Here is a 16,190-nt window from a genome sequence, read left to right on the forward strand (position 1 = left end):
TTGAGAGTAATAGGGTTTGAGAATTTTACGGTGAATAAGTAAGAGTTAAAGAGTCTGGAATCTCATGTATCATATCTGAGGTCTAAAATTCACTATTCACTTGCGAAGTAAAATTCACGATTCACCATTACCCATGTTCAACGCATATGTCCTGAAATTCAACATCTTTACCTTCCCCGAATCTAAAAGAAAAATCAGGTTTTCTAAAATGTTGTTTTTAGAATGATAATTAAGCTGTACGGAAAGGTCTTCAATGGTGGAAGGTTTTTTAGCCAGCAGATTAATGATCTGTTGGGAAATATTTTTTCCGAAAATGGATTGCTTGTTTTTTTCACAGACTGAGCATTGGCCGCAGTTCTTTGTATTCTTTTCTCCAAAATAAGCGAGAATAAGTTTCATCTTACAGTAATCATTATTTTCTATAAAAAACTTAATCTCTTCCCACTTCTGAATTTTGTTTTTTTGAATATGTTCAAAAAGTTTCCAATAAGCGGCATTAATAGCTCTTTCATCACGTGGTTTCAGGAATTTAATACTTGAGAGGGCACCGTCTACATATTCCAGATAATTTTTTTGTTGGAGTTCTTTAAGTCTTTCTTTAATAAGAGGAACACTTACCCCAATCTTATTGCTGACCTGTAGTTCACTGAACATTACTTTATGCGTGGTAATTCCTGATATAGTACGCAGCAGAAGTTCTATGAAGTAAGCATCTTTCTGAGGCAGCTGGTCTATTTCCTCAGCATTGAAGAGAAGCTCCAATGAAGACAGGCTTTTGTTGTCATTATGATAGATGATTTCCTGATTATGCAAGAAATTAAGGACATTGCTGATCTTGGCTTTCGACAGCCTGGTAAAATTCTGTATCCCCTGAATGTTCAGTTGAAAAACTTTTTCCGGAAGTTCAAATTCTGCAACCTGGAAAATAGAGTAGAGATAGGTGATGATTTTTAAAAATTCAGCTTTGCTGGGGGTCTGGTTTTTTAGGATTTCATCAAAATTAAGTAATTCCTGTTTATTCCAAAGAAGAAACGCAAAACTGTCTTTACCGTCTCTCCCTGCCCTTCCGATCTCCTGATAATAATTTTCCAGTGACGGAGCAGGAGAGAAGTGAATCACAAAGCGGACATTGTCTTTGTCTATTCCCATCCCGAAAGCATTGGTTGAGATAAGAACTTGGTTGTCACTGTTATTCCAGTGAGTTTGTTTGGCGTTTTTCTCTTTCGTCGTTAAACCGGCATGAAAATAATCTACATTTTTTATCTGGTTTTTTTTGAGAAATTCGGCCAGCATTTCTGCATCCTTCCGGGTTCTTACATAAACAATTCCGGAATCGTTATTATGCTTTAAAATATCAAAAACACGCTGAAATTTGTCAGAAACTTCATCCAAAAATATCCTGATATTTTCTCTCCTAAAGCTTTTCTGAAAAACAAACGGATTTTTAAGTTCCAGTTTATTCTTGATTTCTTCCAAAACTTTGGGAGTTGCAGTGGCTGTTAAAGCAAGACAGGGAATTTTAGGATGATTTTTTCTGAATTCTTTGATATTCTGATAGCTGGGACGAAAATCCTGTCCCCATTCTGAAATACAGTGGGCTTCATCTACGGCTATAAATGATAACTTAATTTCGTCAATATTTTGAAGAAACTGTATATTGGTCAGTCTTTCCGGAGATACATAAAGAAGTTTGGTAAGCCCGTCTTTACAGCGGTCGTAGACAGCTTCTGCGTCATATTCATCAAGCTCGGAGGACAGGTATTCTGCTTCGATACCCCGATGTTTAAGCTGGCTTACCTGATCTTTCATTAATGCAAGAAGGGGAGAGATCACAAGGCAGGTCCCTTCTTTCAATAAGGCTGGAAGCTGGTAGCAAAGAGATTTTCCTGCTCCCGTAGGCAGAAGGACGAGACAGTCTTTTTCATTAATGACAGCATCGATAATTCCTTCCTGAGAATCTCTGAAAGCATCGTAGCCCCAAAAATATTTTAGGGTATCGTATTTTAATTTTTGGAAATCCTGCTGAGAAATCATAAGGTAAAAGTAATAAAACTATTACAACAAAAAAAGCCGTGCATGGCACGGCTTTGATATATTTACTAATAATTGTATTATTTAGCTTCGAAATATACTCTTCTGTTAGCTCTGTTTTTCCATTCAGGACATTTAGTAGCTGGTTCGCACTCAGGGTATTTAAGGTCTTTTTCACCTCTACCGATTGCGTTCAGTTTAGAAGATTCTACTCCGTTTTTGATCAAATAGTTTTTAACGCTATTCGCTCTTCTTTCAGATAGCTTTTGGTTATAAGCATCAGAAGCTCTTGTATCTGTAGCTCCGATTACGTTATACGCACCGTTTGAAGAGTTGATATATGAAACAGCATTATTTAAGATCGGAGTGTTTGAAGGTAAAATTCTGTCAGAATTTAAATCAAACTCAATTCCTTCAAGCTTAGTTTCTGTTTCTACTACAGGTCCTGCAGTTGTTGTAGGACATCCGTTGTTTTCAACAGGTCCAGGAACAGTTACACACTTGTCGTAAAGGTCAATTACACCGTCAAGGTCAGTATCAAGAGCAACACCAGCACCATCCACTCTTGCACCAGCAGGAGTATCAAGCTGTCTGTCCCAATCGTCACAAACTCCGTCGTTATCAGCATCACCTTTTTTACATACTTCAATATCCTGGTTTTTGTTAGCCAATACATCAAGTTTGTAATAGATTTCCTGCAACGGATCATGCCACATTAGGTGAGATTCGTGTTTTCCTAATTTCAAGGTAAGACCTAAAGTAGCATTAAAGAAGTTATCTGATACCTGCTCTTCACGTTTGTTGATCGCACTGTATTTGTCACCTCCTCCATCGAATTCATCATCACCAGTTACTACATACATTACTCTACCTTCAAGATCAAGTCTGTTGTTGATTTTGTATTTTAAACCGGTACCAGCCTGCATGAACATTGAACCTAATTTGAAAGGTTTAACTTCAGTAGCAAGTCTTTGTCCGTTAATATCTTTCTGATAAGCTCTGTAAGCAATAGTACCTATACCTGCATACCCGTGAAGCGCCCATCTGAAAGGTGAATGATTATCAACTCTTCTCAATAGATTAGAGAAGTTGATGTCTCCCAATAAAGAGATCGCATCATACTGAGTTCTTGCACCTACAGCTGTTGCATCTGGAGCAGCATCTTTAGTGTTGAACCATCCTTGTCTTGTTTCACCTCTGTCATATTGTAATTTTAAACCGAACGCATGAGTGATCGCTTTATCAATACTTACATAAGCAGAGTAACCAAAAAGGTTTTTACCGTTACCATTCTTGATAGATGTTAAATCACCTGACTGTAACAGGGGTACACCTGCACCGGCTGAAATAGACCAGTCATTGAATCTTTTTGACTGATTGGTAAACGGAGAAACATTCGCAGAACCAGAAGAAAATGTGTTTGGATATTCTCCATTTGAAACTGCTGTTGAGTCTTGCGCATAGCTAGCGGCTGGAATTGCCATTGCTAATGCTACAATTGCTAAACTTAATTTCATAGTGTATTTTTTTATTTTAGTTAATTAAATGATTTTATTGTAATAAAAACAGTTGTTTCTTATTTTGTAGGACAACCGTTGTTTTCAACAGGGCCGGGAACTGTTACGCATTTATCATACAGATCAATCACTCCGTCAAGATCCATATCCAAAGCTACACCAGCGCCATCTACTCTTGCTCCTGCAGGAGTATCAAGCTGTCTGTCCCAGTCATCACATACACCGTCATTATCCGCGTCTCCTTTTTCGCATACTACAAGTTCTGTAGCTGCATTTTCTAAAACGCTTGTTCTGTAGTATGCTTCCTGAAGTGGGTCATGCCATGCCAAGTGTGATAATTTGTTCCCTAACTTGAAAGAAACTCCTAAAGTCACAGTCCAGGCATTATCAGATCTTGAATCACTGATCATATTATACTTTGAACCTGGAGTTGCCGGATCGTAGTCGTTGGGATCAGCCCATCCGCCTCCGTCAAATTCATCATCACCACTTATGATATACATTGTTCTTGCTTCAATGTCGATAAGTTTAGATACTTTGTATTTTAATCCTGCTCCAAACTGATAGTATAAAGAGTTAATGTCGAACTCCTTATTAATAAATAAAGGAATTCTCTTCGGATTTTCGCTCCATCTGAATTCATTCCCGTCATGCAAAGAAGTGTTGTAACCTTGGAATCCTATTCCTGCATAACCGTGTAGTGCCCATCTGTAAGGAGAATGATTATCAACTCTTCTCAATAAATTGGAAAAATTAACATCTCCCATTAAAGCAACCTGATCAAACTTGGTAGTTGCTGTACCTACTCCGGCTGCAGCACCTGCTGAACCCGGTAACATTGCTTTCTGCTTTGTTTCACCTCTCTGATAGATAAGGCTTAATCCAAAAACATGAGTGATCTGCTTATCAATACTTACGTAAGCATTATACCCCCAGTTTACCTTTTTGTCATAAAAAGATCTAAGATCAGAATGCGCCATGAATGCAGCACCTCCACCAACGGAAATAGACCAGTCGTTGAAACGTCTGGCTTTGTTGTCAAAACGCTGTACATTAGCGGAACCTGAAGAGAAGGTATTAGGGTACTCACTAGATGAGTTTACTGTGGTACTATCCTGGGCATAAGCCGCGATAGGTAGTGTGGCCAATAATAATAAACCTAATTTCATATATGTTTTTTATGTTTTATTTTAGATAAAATCTTTCAATAATATTTTAGAAAATTCCCTTTCATATAAATGCTTTTGATGGGGTATCTCTAATTTCTCTGATCTGAATTTCAGATCGTTATATTTAATGATATCAATATCTATTATTCTATCGCTATAACCGCCAGATGCAGATGAATCTTTAGTTCTTCCCATCTCAACTTCTATATTTTTAATAAAATCAAGCAGTTGTATTGGCGAGAAAGACGTGAATATTTCTGATGCAATATTACAAAAAATATTGGAACTAACAAATTCTACAGGTTCGGTTATTAAAAATTCGCTTGTTTGTGAAATGTAATTACCGCCCTCACTGATTTTTTTTAAAGCCAGTTCTAAATTTTTTTTTTGATCTCCCAGGTTACTTCCTAGTAACAAAACTACCTTATGCTGCGACATATTGGAAAATTGATTGATTTTATGAGAAGTTTCTTTAAAAACGTATTGGCAAATATAGTGGCTATTGTCCTATTATGCGCCTTATTTTTCGTCTTTTTCATTATGATGCTTGTGTTCAGTTCTATGGGGAATGACAAATCTGTTGTGGTGAAAAATAATTCTGTTCTTACAATTAATTTAAAGACTAATATAATAGACAGCCCTACTGAAGAGGAAATGGGCCTCTTCAATATCAGTGACAAAAGCAAGAGCGTAATGCTTTATGATGTGCTGGAAGCTATTAAAAAAGCTAAGACAGATGATCATATTAAAGGGATAAGTATTGAAGCTGATAACTTTCATGCAGGCATGACCCAGATTGATGATATAAGAAATGCTATTGAAGACTTTAAAAAGAGCGGAAAATTTGTATATGCCTATGGAAATGCTGTTTCCCAGGCCTCTTATTATTTAGGTTCTGTTGCCGACAAGTATTATCTTAACCCATCAGGAATGATAGAACTGAAAGGGCTGGCTACTGAGGTGACATTCTTTAAAGACTTTGCTGATAAATATGGAATCGGTATAGAAGTGATAAGACATGGGAAATTTAAATCAGCGGTTGAACCTTTTTTAAGAAATGATATTTCTCCTGAAAATAAAGAACAGCTGGGTACTCTTTTAAATGATATCTGGAAAAATACATCCACTAAAATGGCCGTTTCAAGAAAAATTGATACTGCACAGTTTAAAATGGTTGTTGACAGCTTATACGGGATGATCCCTGAGTTAGGATTAAAGTACAAGCTTGCCGACAAACTGATCCAGAAAACAGAGTATGATCAGATGATAAAATCAAAACTTAGCCTTAAAGAAAAGGAAAAGTTGAATAAAGTATCATTATCGGGCTATATCAGTTCTTATGCAGATGAAGATAAGTCCGGAGAGAAAGTAGCTGTATTGTATGCGTCAGGAGGAATTAACAATGGTGACGGTTATAACGAGATCTATTCTGAAAAATATATAAAATACATCAAAGATCTTCAGAATGATGATAAAGTAAAAGCGGTTGTTTTCAGAATTAATTCTCCGGGAGGAAGTGCTAATGCTTCAGATGAAATTTTATTTGAATTACAGCAGCTTAAAAAGAAAAAGCCATTGGTAGTTTCTTTTGGAGACTATGCAGCTTCAGGAGGATATTATATTGCGATGGCTGCAGATAAAATTTATTCAGAGCCTAATACGCTGACAGGGTCTATCGGAGTTTTCGGAGTGATACCTTATTATAAGGATATTGCAAACAAAAACGGTATCCGTTCTGATATTGTTGCTACCAATGCCAATTCTCAATATTATTCACCTCTGAACGGCGTTACCCCTTACGGAGTAAACCTGATCACCAGAAGTGTGGAAGGAACCTATAAAAGGTTTGTGCATTTCGTAACGCAGAACAGAAAGCAGACTTTCGAGCAGATTGACAATGTTGGCGGAGGAAGAGTATGGAGTGGGGTACGTGCTAAGGAGATCGGTCTTGTCGATGAGCTTGGAACTCTGAATGATGCGGTAAAGTTTGCAGCACAGAAAGCAGGATTGAAATCTTATCATGTGTCTTCTTATCCTAAAAGAATGTCTCCATTTGAGCAATTTTTCAAAGATCTGAATGAGGAAGATATTTCTGCAAGAATCATTAAAAATAAAATAGGTAAAGCCAACTATGAAATTCTTCAGCAGATTACAGATCAAAAACTGCAGTCTGAGGTGAAAATGGAAATGCCTTACCAGATCAAAATCAACTAAACTAAATTATATTGTACAAAAAATCCCGGGACTGAATTCAGTTCCGGGATTTTATTTTTTATCTACTCGTATTAGCCTTTCCTAGTAGCCATTCCGTAAATCCAGAGAACGATAAGTGCTCCTCCTACGGCTAAAAGCATACTTCTGAAATCGAAACTGTCTGTAGTTCCCCATCCCAAAAGGCTGCCTATAAATCCTCCTACGAAAGCTCCAACAATTCCTAAAATAATCGTCATCAGCCAACCGCCACCTTGTGTTCCAGGCATAATAAGCTTTGCAATTGCACCTGCGATAAGACCAAATATGATCCAAGTTAAAATTCCCATAGTTCTAAATTTTTAATTGTTAATGTATAAAATTTGATATCTAAGTTAAAGATAAAATATGATAAATATCATCTTTTCTTGAAAAAAGAGTCTACAAATTCTGTACCATTAAACAATTGAAGATCCTGCATCTTCTCGCCTACTCCTATATATTTTACCGGAATCTGGAACTGATCTGATATCCCTATAACAACACCGCCTTTAGCTGTGCCGTCAAGCTTTGTTACGGCCAATGCATTCACTTCTGTGGCTGCTGTAAACTGTTTTGCCTGCTCAAATGCATTCTGTCCTGTAGACCCGTCAAGAACCAGAAGAATCTCATGAGGAGCATCTGGAATTACTTTCTGCATGACTCTTTTGATCTTCGAAAGTTCATTCATCAGGTTGATTTTATTATGAAGTCTTCCCGCAGTATCAATAATCACTACATCTGCACCCTGTGCAACAGCACTCTGTACCGTGTCAAAAGCCACAGAAGCCGGATCTGACCCCATATCCTGTTTTACGATAGGAACTCCCACTCTTTCGCTCCAGATGGTCAGCTGATCTACCGCTGCCGCCCTGAAGGTATCTGCGGCACCAAGGACAACCTTTTTTCCTTCAGACTTAAACTGGTGAGCAAGTTTTCCGATTGTAGTGGTTTTCCCAACTCCGTTCACGCCAACTACCATGATGACATACGGTTTTTTTGAACTGTCTATATTTCCTGTTCCTGCATGAGGGTTTTCAAGAAGCAGCCCGGAGATTTCTTCACGGAGAATATTGTCAAGTTCGCCTACACCCACATATTTATCGCGGGCAACGCGTTCTTCAATTCTTTCTATGATTTTGATGGTTGTAGATGCGCCTACGTCAGATGCAATCAGTATTTCCTCCAGGTTATCCAGTACTTCATCATCTACTTTGCTTTTACCGACTACGGCTTTCGTCATTTTTTCAAAGAAACCCTGGCTGGATTTTTCCAGACCTTTATCTAAAGTTTCTTTTTCTTCTTTTTTGAAAATATTTTTAAACCAACTCATAGTTCATTCTTATTTGTTTTTATAACTGCCGTAGCCTCTACTTCTATAAGGACGTCATCTCTGAAAAGACGGCTCACTTCCACAAGACTGCTTACGGGAGGATTTTGAAGGTTGATATATAAGTCACGGATTTTTCTAAAGTCTGGTGTTTTGGAAATATCAGTAATGAAGATTCCCAGTTTTACAATATCCTTTCCTGTAGCTCCATATTCTTTCAGGATGAATTCAATGTTTTTAAAAACCTGTTGGGTCTGCTTCTCAACATCGTTTCCTACAAGATTACCCGAAGCATCCAGCGGTACTTGTCCTGAAAGTAAAATCATTGTAGAAGTTCCACAGTCTATACTTACCGATTGTGAAAGCCCTTTAATGGTAAAAACCTCCGGGGAGCCTTTGTATTCTACATTGTTCATTTTTTTTTGACCGAATGAAAATAGAAAAATTTCTGTGAAAACCAGAATGAAAATCTTTTTCATATGGATATATTTAATTGATTAATCATCTGGTGAACAAAGATAACAAAAAAACTACCCAAAATATGAGTAGTTTTTTATATTGTAAATAAAGTGGAGATTATTTCTTCAAATAACCGTCTACTTCGTCTGCATTCATTACTTTTTCTTCGAAAACGTAAGCACCTGACTTAGATGACTTAACCATTTTCACAACTTTAGTCATTTTCTTTGACTGACCGCTTTGTAGGGTTGCTACTACTTTCTTTGCCATGGTAAATTATATTTATAAATTACTTGATTTCTTTGTGAACTGTAACTTTCTTAAGAACAGGATTGTACTTTTTCAATTCCAGTCTCTCAGTAGTGTTCTTTTTATTTTTAGTAGAAATGTATCTTGACATTCCCGCCATACCACTTTCTTTGTGCTCTGTACATTCAAGGATTACCTGAACTCTATTTCCTTTTTTTGCCATGATTTATTAATTCTTTTTAATCAATCCGTTTCTAGTAGCTCTTTCAATAGCTTCCTCGATTCCAATCTTGTTAATCACTCTCAATCCATGAGCTGATACTTTCAGTGTTACGTGCTTATCTTGCTCCGGAAGGTAAAACTTCTTCTCCAATAAGTTAATTTCAAAACGACGCTTCGTTTTGTTATTAGCGTGAGAAACGTTGTTACCAACCATTGCACGCTTTCCTGTTATTTGGCAAATTCTTGACATATCTCGATGTTCTTATTTGTATAATATTTGAGGTTGCAAAATAACGAAGAATTTTTTAGATAGACAAATCTTTTGAAAAATATTTACAAATAACTGACTGATTAATAATCATGATTTTTAAAATAAAATATTTCCCGAGACACGCTGAGCCAAGTGACTGATATATTTCATGTAAACTTTCCGGGAAATGCAAATCCGAATGTTTTATCTTTGTTTTTAATTAATCTAAATAAAAATAACATGAGGAGAATTTGTATTCTTTTATCTATGCTTCCCGTTGGACTTATGGCTCAGGATTATGCAGAGATCCAGACCGGTATGAAAAATTTTTATTACGGATCGGCTGCTACAGACGATATGGATGGTGATGGAAAGCAGGATGTGGTGATCAACGGAGCAATTGACAGTGATCAGGATGGTAATGTTGACACATCTTTTAACGAAGTATATAGGAATAACGGAACTTCGCTGGTGCCTTACGCCAGTCTGGGAGTAGATGCAACGCACCTGGGAGATATAAAATTCATGGATTTTAATAATGATGGTCTTCTGGATATTATTTCCACAGGATTAAGCTATAATGATGTTGTTAATTATAAGCATTACAGATTCCGGAACTCAGGAGCGGGCTTTATTAATGAAGCTGTGCTCGACGGAAAAATCTACGGATCTTTAGAGGCTTTTGATTTTAATAATGACGGTAAGGTAGATTATGCCATTAACGGAACGCAATATGTTGAAGGGGCGGGTTTTCTGAATAACCTCGATTTTTATAAGAATACCGGGACTGATTTCGAGATCTTTAAAGGCTGGCAGCCGGGAACACAGAATGGAAGCTTTAAGTTTGTAGATCTCAATAATGATAATCTTCTCGACCTTGTTATCCTGGGAATGGAGCAGGGTGACCAACCGGTCTGTAAAGTGTATCTGAATCAGGCAGGAACGCTGACGGCATCACAGGATCTTACTGCCCTGACGGGTGGAAAAATGGATTTCGCAGACTTCAATGCAGACGGCTATCAGGATATTGTTATTACAGGTCAGGATGACAGTTATTCCGGATTTCTTGCCGTACTGATGAATGATGGAACCGGGCATCTGAACACAAAGCAGATAAGCGTTGCTGAGATCTCGGATTCATCTGTAGCTACGGGTGATCTGAATAATGACGGATACTATGACTTTATTGTTTCGGGAAATGATGAAAATAACAATGCTATAGTAAAAACTTTTCTATACAATCCTTCCACTCAAAGTTTTACTGAAAATATACCTACAGGACTGCATGCTTTAGGAGGCCCGGGTTTTGTGAATTTATTTGACTTTGATAACAACAACCGTCTGGATATTTTATTGGCCGGATTTGATTGGGCAGATCCGGACATGCCTTCACTTACCAAAATCTTCAAAAATACTTCAACCGAAGTTAATCTGAAGCCTGTACCTCCTGCAGTCCTTCATTTAACAAAAACCGGAAACCGCTTTAATTTCTCATGGAGTGGTGCATCTGATGATAAAACCCCAGCGAATGCCCTCCGTTATGAGATTAAAGTTGGATCTTCACCCGGAGCCGCTGATATTGCGAAGTATATAGTAACAACACCATCCTGGTTCCTGGATCTGGATCACTCTGTTCAGAATGTGTACTGGAGCATAAGATCAATAGATGCTTCAAAGGTCTTTTCTAATGCTTCAATACAAGGTGCATTGGGAACACGCGATGTAATAATTAACAGCAAGGTTTCGGTATATCCGAATCCGGCATCAGAGAAAGTATTTATTAAGGGAGAAAAAGTTTCGGATGTTGAAATGTACTCTATGGACGGAAGAAAGCAGAATATTGTTTTGAATGATGATCAGTCGATCAACGTCTCACATCTCACGAAAGGAGCTTACCTGTTAAAACTGACAACTAAAAACGAGATAACCACTCAAAAACTTATGATTAAATAAAACTGAAGAGTTCTATTAGTAAGAAAAGCCAGTCGTCCAGCTGGCTTTTCTGTTTTTATAGTGAAGATTGTAATTATAAAAAGAACTTTATCCACCGGATAAAGTTCTTTTTTTATTTTGGTTGTATTGTTGTGAACCACCCATCAAATAAATTGTATAAGTAGTGGATAAATCTTTAGATTTTAAAAAACTTAAGTGTACTTTTTTATACACAAAATTTAAACTAAAAACTAAATGTTTATCTTTTGTAACTTTTGTGGTCGATATTACGCTTTCTTGGTCCTGTTTCTAAACTTTTCAATCAAAAAGTAAAACAGTAAAAAGCCCAGTGCAAAAATGGAAAATCTTGATAACAGGTCTCCCGCTCTTGTATAGAAGGTCATCGTTTCATAAAGATTCACTTTGGCGAATAATGTTGTTTTATCCCCATAGAAAGTATCGGCTTCCACTTCTCCTTTTGCATTGATATGGGCAGATATGCCACTGTTGGCGGCACGTGCAATTTCTCTTCGGGTTTCTATAGCCCTTAGCTTTGCATACGAAAGAAGCTGTTTGTGCCCTTCTGTAACCCCCCACCAGGAATCATTGGTCATGATGCCTAAGAAGTTGGCTCCTTTTTTTACGTAATCCGTTGTAAATTCTCCGTAGATGCTTTCGTAGCAGATGATAGGTGCCAGTCTGCCTTTATTGTAGGGGTTTGAAAAAGATTTTCTTTCCTCATCTATTCCTAAAGAAGCCACAGTTCCGCCCAGATTAAGCATTGCATCACCTAACAGGGGCTTCAAAACACTCATGTACGGGAAAATTTCCACGCCGGGAACAAGCTTTCCTTTGTGATACACCTGAACCTTCTCTTGTGGTGCAATCTGAATAGCGGTATTATAGCTTTCCACCCAAAGCTCCGGATTAACCTGATAAGCTTCCTTCGGGATGTTCTCCTGGCTTTTATAAAAACGGTGTGAAGAAATTCCGGTTGCAAAAACAGCTCCCGGATGTTTAGATAAAAATCCTTTCACATTGTTTAAAAGCAGACTTTTCTCAAAAGCAGTTTCGGAAATTGAGCCTCTTCCGGGAAGAGCTGTTTCAGGGGCGATATAATAATCAATCTTTCCTTTTGAATTGTTTTCTGCCAAGGTTAAAAGATCATTTTCAATGGTCAGGCTGTCTTTTGAATACTTTTCAGCATAAGGATCAAGATCCGGCTGCAGCATCAGCACATTAACCTGTCCTGATGGTTTTTCGTCGAAATTATTGTATTTGATCAATGAGATAATCATCGGAAGAATGATCAAAGCAGCAACCATTGAGGTATTTTTGATCAGGTCTTTTCTTTTTCTTCCCGCTTCCCAGGTTCTTAAAGTATAAAAAATCAAAACATTGATAGATAAGATCCAGAAACTTCCTCCGGTTGCTCCCAGGGTGTCATACCACTGTATTAATTTAGGATAATCTGAAAATACATTTCCTAAATTCAGCCACGGCCAGGTGAGTTCCCAGTTCAGATGGAATTTTTCAAAACTCATCCATATGGCAATCAGAAATCCTAATCCCCAATACGTTCCCTGTGCATTTTTGTACCAGTGGTAACACTGGAAAACAAGAGAATAAAGGAAAGAGTTAACCAAAACGGGAAATACAACCGCCATCATGGAATGGCTTCCATCAGGGTTCTTAGAGCCATATAGCCATCCGGTCGTTACAATATTCCAGATCACAAAACAAAGATAAGAAAGGCCGAAGACCATCCAGCTTTTTCTTTTGTACGATGAAAATTTTGAGATTCCGTGTTCCATCATCAAAAGAGGAACAAGAGCAAAAAATATAAAGAAAGGAACTCCGTAAGTAGGCCACGAAACAGACAGCAGCATTGCTGAAATGAGCGTAAGTAAAATGTATTTCATTAAATTAATTTAACACACAAATTTAATGTTTTTGAAATGAATAAATTTGTACTTCATGTTAAAGAAGTTTTACAAAATTATTATTGTTCCTTATACATTGTTTTTGCTGTATCTCATGTTCTGGGGAATGGGCAGGTTTCAGTATGCGGATAATCAGATCACCGTGGAACCCATTTTTTCAACCATAGAGTTTATCCACAATACGATTGAGTGGAAGGATATTGGCATCATTGTTTTAGGGAATATCATTATGTTTATTCCTTTTGGATTTCTTGGCTGGATATTTCCCAGGCTCAGAGATCTTAAAGCACTGATCTATACCTTCATTTCTTCTATCATTATCATTGAGGCACTTCAGTATTTTACCAGAATGGGGATATTTGAGGTAGATGATATCATTCTTAATACTTTCGGTGTATATCTCGGATGGCTGCTCTGCCGGTTGGTAGAAAAAAGGTTTAGCCGTTTAGTTCTTTAGCCCGCTTTTCGGCATTTAAAATTCCGTTTTTTAAAATTTCTTTAAAATTGTGGTCTTCAAATGTTTTTAACGCAGCTTCAGTGGTTCCGCCTTTCGAAGCTACATCTTTGATAAGTTCTTCCAGATTCTTTTCGGAATTGTTGATCAGGTGATAAGCGCCCAGCATGGTTTGCTGTACAAACAGTTTGGAAAGATTCTCATCGATTCCCATTTCTACGCCGGCTTTTATCATGGCATCTACAATGTAATAAAAATAGGCCGGTCCGCTTCCTGAAAGTGCTGTAACGCCATCCAGAAGGTCTTCATTTTCCAGATAAACCGATCTGCCGGTGCTGTTCAGTAGTCTCTCAATATTGATCAGCTGGCTGAAAGAAATGCCTCCTGCAGCAGTATAGCCTGTAATACCCATTCCCAGAAGAGTAGGAGAGTTGGGCATAGCTCTTACAACGAGAGGATGGTTTAATAATTTTTGAATCTTTTCAATCTTAATTCCGGCCATGATAGAAAGGACCATCTGGTTTTCTTTTAATGTAAACTGGAAATTTTCAGTAACATGCAGAAAGTCCTGTGGTTTTACAGCTATAATAATAAGATCGGCATCCAGTTCTTGAGTCTCTTCAAAAGTGGAGATCTGTGATTTTGGAAATTCTTCGGCTATTTTAGAGATTTTGGATTGACCCCGGGTGATCAGATGGAGGTTTTCCGGTTTGATCAATTCATATTTTAAAAATGACTTTGAAAAGGAAAGGCCCATTTTGCCGGCTCCGAGGATAGCTATTTTCATGTTTGTGCTCTTTTTCAGCTAAAATAATATTTTTATTCCTTTACAAGGTATTTAATTCAGAAAAAAGCTGTTTTCACAATTTTAAAAAACAGTCTCTTGTATCAAATAATATTTACTTCCCGTTCCAGCTCTATTCCAAACTTCTCTTTGACAGAATGAATGATTTCTGTAGAAAAATCAAAAATTTCTTTTCCGGTGGCATTTCCGGTGGCATTCACGATAACCAGTGCCTGAAGTTGATGTGATGCTGCATTTCCAATCTGTTTCCCTTTCCATCCGCACTGTTCGATTAGCCATCCGGCAGGTACTTTTACCACATCTCCGTTTGGGTAGCCTGGAATATTTTCAAATTTTAGCTTTAAATCTTCAAACTGGGTGAGAGGAATAGTTGGATTTTTGAAAAAACTTCCGGCATTGCCCATTATTTTAGGATCCGGGAGCTTACTCTGCCTGATATTGATGACCGCTTTGGAAACATTCTGAATCGTAGGATGGGTGATTCCTAAGTTTTCCAGCTCCGTTTTTATTGCACCATATTCTGTTTTGATGTGGTGATCTTTCCTGGTTAATTTAAAACTAACTTCCAAAATTACATACCTTCCTTTTCCTTCCTGTTTGAAAATAGAATCTCTGTATCCGAAACGGCAGTCTTCAAGGTTAAATGTTTTAACCTCAAGATTTTCAAGGTCTAAAACGGTACAGCTGACGAAAGTGTCCTTTATTTCGGCTCCGTAAGCTCCGATATTCTGCATCGGCGATGTTCCTACATTACCGGGAATCAATGACAGGTTTTCCAGTCCGCCGTAGTTTTTTTCAAGGCTGTACATCACAAATTCGTGCCAGTTTTCTCCGGCTTTTGCTGTTACAAGCACTTCGTTTTCATTAAGATCTTGTTCGGAAATTCCTTTCAAGCTGAGCTTAATGGCAAGGCCGTCAAAATCTTTCGTCAGAAGGATATTGCTTCCGCCGCCTAAAAATAAAACCTGAAGATGGTGGTCTTTAGAATAATTGATTGCATCCTTGAGGTGTTCAAGGTTTTGTACTTCAATAAAATATTTTGCTTTGGCGTCAACACCAAATGTATTGTAAGGTTTTAAAGAAAAATTTTCTTGCATGTTTTTATTGGTATTCTGTGGGAAGAATGAGGTTGAGCTGTTCTTTAAACTGTTTCAGCTGCCTGTAATGCAGCGTATCAGCATAAGAATTGACATAAATATGTGACTTTTTCGGAGTTCTGATCTGAAAAGTTTCGTCGATGCCATCTACAGACTGTTGGCTTGGAGAACTGTGTATTACATCAAGATCTTTAATTTTGATCGAAGAGATAAGGTTATTCCAGGTCTGTATGCTGATAGCTGAATCCCATTCTTTATGGATTTGGCGGGCTGTGATGCCCTTTTCCGCGTGTATGGAGTCTTTTGTGACTTTGATAATCTTATAATCGCCCTGGTCGCCACCGATATTGGATACACTGATGAAAGTTATCTCATTCGGGTTTTTAGGAATGGCCGAAGTTAGTTCTTTCTTTTTGTCACAGGAAAAAAATGCCGGCAGCAAAAACAATAAAAACAAGAGTTTCAGGTAAGTATTTTTTATTGCCGGCATCATAAATTATATT

At 37.6% G+C, this 16,190-nt stretch carries 17 protein-coding genes; 3 read left to right on the forward strand and 14 right to left on the reverse strand.

Annotation, left to right across the window (positions count from 1 at the left end):
- Window positions 1–114 precede the first annotated feature (114 nt).
- The 4 genes from V6R96_RS10940 to folK all read right to left on the reverse strand — a co-directional run bounded on the left by V6R96_RS10940 (window position 115) and on the right by folK (window position 5,155).
- Complete coding sequence (locus V6R96_RS10940) at window positions 115–2,034, reverse strand: ATP-dependent DNA helicase RecQ (RefSeq protein ID WP_336378941.1); 1,920 nt, start codon at window positions 2,032–2,034, stop codon at window positions 115–117.
- A 77-nt stretch (window positions 2,035–2,111) separates the two neighbouring features.
- Window positions 2,112–3,548 (reverse strand): OmpA family protein, encoded by a 1,437-nt coding sequence (locus tag V6R96_RS10945; protein WP_111960533.1) that lies wholly within the window; start codon window positions 3,546–3,548, stop codon window positions 2,112–2,114.
- Between the two features lie 59 nt (window positions 3,549–3,607).
- On the reverse strand, window positions 3,608–4,717 hold the full coding sequence (locus V6R96_RS10950) for an outer membrane beta-barrel protein (protein WP_111960535.1): 1,110 nt from the start codon (window positions 4,715–4,717) through the stop codon (window positions 3,608–3,610).
- A gap of 21 nt (window positions 4,718–4,738) precedes the next feature.
- Window positions 4,739–5,155 carry a 2-amino-4-hydroxy-6-hydroxymethyldihydropteridine diphosphokinase gene (gene folK, locus V6R96_RS10955; RefSeq protein ID WP_111960537.1) on the reverse strand — a complete coding sequence of 139 codons (417 nt, stop codon included), beginning with the start codon at window positions 5,153–5,155 and terminating at the stop codon, window positions 4,739–4,741.
- Between the two features lie 21 nt (window positions 5,156–5,176).
- Between folK and sppA the strand changes: the two genes are divergently transcribed.
- Window positions 5,177–6,931 carry a signal peptide peptidase SppA gene (gene sppA / locus V6R96_RS10960; RefSeq protein ID WP_336379141.1) on the forward strand — a complete coding sequence of 585 codons (1,755 nt, stop codon included), beginning with the start codon at window positions 5,177–5,179 and terminating at the stop codon, window positions 6,929–6,931.
- Between the two features lie 71 nt (window positions 6,932–7,002).
- On the opposite strand, the gene V6R96_RS10965 is transcribed toward sppA, so the two are convergent.
- The 6 genes from V6R96_RS10965 to rpmB all read right to left on the reverse strand — a co-directional run bounded on the left by V6R96_RS10965 (window position 7,003) and on the right by rpmB (window position 9,456).
- A complete protein-coding gene (locus V6R96_RS10965; protein ID WP_111960539.1) occupies window positions 7,003–7,257 on the reverse strand; it encodes a GlsB/YeaQ/YmgE family stress response membrane protein in 255 nt (84 codons plus the stop codon).
- A 68-nt stretch (window positions 7,258–7,325) separates the two neighbouring features.
- Entirely contained in the window at window positions 7,326–8,279 is a 954-nt protein-coding gene (gene ftsY, locus V6R96_RS10970) for a signal recognition particle-docking protein FtsY (protein WP_111960541.1), read from the reverse strand.
- Complete coding sequence (locus tag V6R96_RS10975) at window positions 8,276–8,755, reverse strand: RidA family protein (RefSeq protein WP_336378940.1); 480 nt, start codon at window positions 8,753–8,755, stop codon at window positions 8,276–8,278. The genes ftsY and V6R96_RS10975 overlap by 4 nt, the downstream gene beginning before the upstream one ends.
- Window positions 8,756–8,852: 97 nt before the next feature.
- Window positions 8,853–9,005 (reverse strand): DUF4295 domain-containing protein, encoded by a 153-nt coding sequence (locus V6R96_RS10980; RefSeq protein ID WP_002976755.1) that lies wholly within the window; start codon window positions 9,003–9,005, stop codon window positions 8,853–8,855.
- Between the two features lie 19 nt (window positions 9,006–9,024).
- The gene (gene rpmG / locus V6R96_RS10985) at window positions 9,025–9,207 is read right to left on the reverse strand and encodes a 50S ribosomal protein L33 (RefSeq protein WP_007841812.1); all 183 of its coding nucleotides are present in this window, start codon (window positions 9,205–9,207) and stop codon (window positions 9,025–9,027) included.
- Between the two features lie 6 nt (window positions 9,208–9,213).
- A complete protein-coding gene (rpmB, locus tag V6R96_RS10990) occupies window positions 9,214–9,456 on the reverse strand; it encodes a 50S ribosomal protein L28 (protein WP_002976757.1) in 243 nt (80 codons plus the stop codon).
- A gap of 240 nt (window positions 9,457–9,696) precedes the next feature.
- Between rpmB and V6R96_RS10995 the strand changes: the two genes are divergently transcribed.
- On the forward strand, window positions 9,697–11,409 hold the full coding sequence (locus V6R96_RS10995; RefSeq protein ID WP_336378939.1) for a T9SS type A sorting domain-containing protein: 1,713 nt from the start codon (window positions 9,697–9,699) through the stop codon (window positions 11,407–11,409).
- 266 nt (window positions 11,410–11,675) lie between these two features.
- Here the strand turns inward: V6R96_RS10995 and lnt are convergent, their stop codons facing one another.
- On the reverse strand, window positions 11,676–13,310 hold the full coding sequence (gene lnt / locus V6R96_RS11000; RefSeq protein WP_336378938.1) for an apolipoprotein N-acyltransferase: 1,635 nt from the start codon (window positions 13,308–13,310) through the stop codon (window positions 11,676–11,678).
- 55 nt (window positions 13,311–13,365) lie between these two features.
- Here lnt and V6R96_RS11005 point away from each other — a divergent pair, with 55 nt between their 5' ends.
- A complete protein-coding gene (locus V6R96_RS11005; protein WP_336378937.1) occupies window positions 13,366–13,788 on the forward strand; it encodes a VanZ family protein in 423 nt (140 codons plus the stop codon).
- Here V6R96_RS11005 and proC read toward each other — a convergent pair.
- From proC to V6R96_RS11020, 3 genes are all read right to left on the reverse strand, one after another.
- Entirely contained in the window at window positions 13,769–14,572 is an 804-nt protein-coding gene (gene proC / locus V6R96_RS11010) for a pyrroline-5-carboxylate reductase (protein WP_111960551.1), read from the reverse strand. The genes V6R96_RS11005 and proC overlap by 20 nt on opposite strands.
- A 101-nt stretch (window positions 14,573–14,673) precedes the next feature.
- Complete coding sequence (gene murB / locus V6R96_RS11015) at window positions 14,674–15,687, reverse strand: UDP-N-acetylmuramate dehydrogenase (protein WP_336378936.1); 1,014 nt, start codon at window positions 15,685–15,687, stop codon at window positions 14,674–14,676.
- A 4-nt stretch (window positions 15,688–15,691) separates the two neighbouring features.
- Window positions 15,692–16,180: a hypothetical protein gene (locus V6R96_RS11020; protein ID WP_336378935.1), complete on the reverse strand. Its 489-nt coding sequence runs from the start codon at window positions 16,178–16,180 to the stop codon at window positions 15,692–15,694.
- Window positions 16,181–16,190: the final 10 nt, after the last annotated feature.

Source organism: Chryseobacterium sp. CCNWLW53 (genome assembly GCF_037083525.1).
In the GTDB taxonomy this organism is placed as follows: domain Bacteria; phylum Bacteroidota; class Bacteroidia; order Flavobacteriales; family Weeksellaceae; genus Chryseobacterium; species Chryseobacterium lathyri.

Coding starts and splice junctions, on each gene's coding strand:
- V6R96_RS10940 (WP_336378941.1), bottom strand. CDS start 2,034: ATGATTTCTCAGCAGGATTTCCAAAAATTAAAATACGATACCCTAAAA.
- V6R96_RS11005 (WP_336378937.1), top strand. CDS start 13,366: ATGTTAAAGAAGTTTTACAAAATTATTATTGTTCCTTATACATTGTTT.
- proC (WP_111960551.1), bottom strand. CDS start 14,572: ATGAAAATAGCTATCCTCGGAGCCGGCAAAATGGGCCTTTCCTTTTCA.
- V6R96_RS10995 (WP_336378939.1), top strand. CDS start 9,697: ATGAGGAGAATTTGTATTCTTTTATCTATGCTTCCCGTTGGACTTATG.
- rpmB (WP_002976757.1), bottom strand. CDS start 9,456: ATGTCAAGAATTTGCCAAATAACAGGAAAGCGTGCAATGGTTGGTAAC.
- V6R96_RS10980 (WP_002976755.1), bottom strand. CDS start 9,005: ATGGCAAAGAAAGTAGTAGCAACCCTACAAAGCGGTCAGTCAAAGAAA.
- V6R96_RS10975 (WP_336378940.1), bottom strand. CDS start 8,755: ATGAAAAAGATTTTCATTCTGGTTTTCACAGAAATTTTTCTATTTTCA.
- V6R96_RS10950 (WP_111960535.1), bottom strand. CDS start 4,717: ATGAAATTAGGTTTATTATTATTGGCCACACTACCTATCGCGGCTTAT.
- V6R96_RS11020 (WP_336378935.1), bottom strand. CDS start 16,180: ATGATGCCGGCAATAAAAAATACTTACCTGAAACTCTTGTTTTTATTG.
- rpmG (WP_007841812.1), bottom strand. CDS start 9,207: ATGGCAAAAAAAGGAAATAGAGTTCAGGTAATCCTTGAATGTACAGAG.
- V6R96_RS10945 (WP_111960533.1), bottom strand. CDS start 3,548: ATGAAATTAAGTTTAGCAATTGTAGCATTAGCAATGGCAATTCCAGCC.
- murB (WP_336378936.1), bottom strand. CDS start 15,687: ATGCAAGAAAATTTTTCTTTAAAACCTTACAATACATTTGGTGTTGAC.
- sppA (WP_336379141.1), top strand. CDS start 5,177: ATGAGAAGTTTCTTTAAAAACGTATTGGCAAATATAGTGGCTATTGTC.
- lnt (WP_336378938.1), bottom strand. CDS start 13,310: ATGAAATACATTTTACTTACGCTCATTTCAGCAATGCTGCTGTCTGTT.
- V6R96_RS10965 (WP_111960539.1), bottom strand. CDS start 7,257: ATGGGAATTTTAACTTGGATCATATTTGGTCTTATCGCAGGTGCAATT.
- folK (WP_111960537.1), bottom strand. CDS start 5,155: ATGTCGCAGCATAAGGTAGTTTTGTTACTAGGAAGTAACCTGGGAGAT.
- ftsY (WP_111960541.1), bottom strand. CDS start 8,279: ATGAGTTGGTTTAAAAATATTTTCAAAAAAGAAGAAAAAGAAACTTTA.